At 56.9% G+C, this 1484-nt stretch carries 2 protein-coding genes; one reads left to right on the top strand and one right to left on the bottom strand.

Going from position 1 to position 1484, the window contains the following annotated elements; genetic code table 11:
- The coding region (locus NW819_RS08990) for a hypothetical protein (protein ID WP_414413537.1) at positions 1–185 on the top strand (185 nt) is incomplete at its 5' end.
- 205 nt (positions 186–390) lie between these two features.
- Here the strand turns inward: NW819_RS08990 and NW819_RS08985 are convergent.
- Positions 391–1484: NADH-quinone oxidoreductase subunit M (locus NW819_RS08985; RefSeq protein WP_414413536.1), on the bottom strand; the 1094-nt coding region annotated here is incomplete at its 5' end.

Below are 1484 nucleotides of genomic sequence, written 5' to 3'. Positions count from 1 at the left end.
AAACAATGAATGCTCAGCAACGCGGCCAAATCATCGCTTCTGAGTGGATGATCGACAGCCAAAACCCGGTACACTCCATTTCTCGGCTCAAGCGCCGGGCAACCTATTCCGATGTAACCCTCTGGTGGTTGGTGGTGCAGCTAAACCTGATGGAACAAAACTCTATTCATACCGATCACCGATAGAATGGACGGCGCAAGAACAATCGGCCACAAGAAAATCCCAGCCCAGGGATATCCCGGATCCCAAACCCAATCTTAAAACTTAAAAAAAAACAAAAGAAGAGCTGAAAGTTGAGTCGGGTTGCACCTCGAACACCAGCTCTTCTGGACAGAGAAGAAGTAGATAGAGAAAGACCGAACAAAGGGAAGCCGAGCCCTCGACCTCCTTTCAATCCTCCAGGGGCAGAGCTGCCACCTGGGCCGGTTGCACTGGCGAGGGGAAGAAAGGCCGCTGCACGATTTCAGTTGCCAACACACTGCGCAACTGGGCAGCTACCGCCACCGTCGTGACATCGTAGGTTTGGGTAGCCAGGCGTGGGTAGAAGCCAATGCCGAGGATCGGCAACAGCAGACAGAGGGCCACCGCCATTTCCCGCGGGCGCATATCCCCCAGGTAATCTTCCAAAACTAGGCCGGGATCCTGAGCCCCGTAGAACACCTGACGCAGCATGGAGAGCAAGTAAATGGGCGTCAAAATGATACCCACTGCCGCCAGCAGGGCAATTCCAGCTTTGAAGGTCGGCGCATAGGCATCGCTGGTGGTCAAGCCCAAGAACACCGTCAGCTCACCCACAAATCCACTCATGCCCGGCAGCGCCAAAGAGGCCAGGGATCCCGCTGTAAACAGGGCAAAAGCCTTCGGCATCTGCTTGGCCAACCCTCCCAACTTGTCGAGGGCAAGGGTGTGGGTGCGCTCGTAGGTGATCCCCGTCAGGAAGAACAGAACCGCGGCAATCAGACCGTGGGAGATCATCTGCAGCACTGCCCCATTGATGCCCAGCTCCGTGAAGGCGGAGATCCCGATCAACACAAAGCCCATGTGGGCGATGGATGAATAGGCCAAGCGCCGCTTGAGATGGTTCTGACCGAAGGCGGCCAACGCCCCGTAGATGATGTTCACCACACCCAACACCGCCAGCACCGGGGCGAAGTACACGTGGGCTTCCGACAACATGCCCACATTCATGCGGATCAGGCCATAGCCACCCATCTTGAGCAGAACCCCCGCCAAGATCATGGAAATGGGAGCAGAGGCTTCGCTGTGGGCATCCGGCAGCCAGGTGTGCAGCGGGAAAATCGGCAGCTTCACCCCAAAGGCGATCAGCAAAGCCGCATAGGCCAACAGCTCCAAGGCCACCGGGTAAGACTTAGCGCTCAGCTCTGCCATCTCCAGGCTGAAGCCCTCGCCGTAGAAGGCCATCGCCAGGGATCCCACCAGGATAAAAATAGAGGCGGCAGCGGTGTAGAGGATGAACTTGGTGG

The organism is Synechococcus sp. R8-2, from assembly GCF_047461715.1.
Classification (GTDB): domain Bacteria; phylum Cyanobacteriota; class Cyanobacteriia; order Thermostichales; family Thermostichaceae; genus Thermostichus.
The sequence above is the reverse complement of the archived record's forward strand: the minus strand, read 5'-3'. Positions and strand labels throughout refer to the sequence as shown.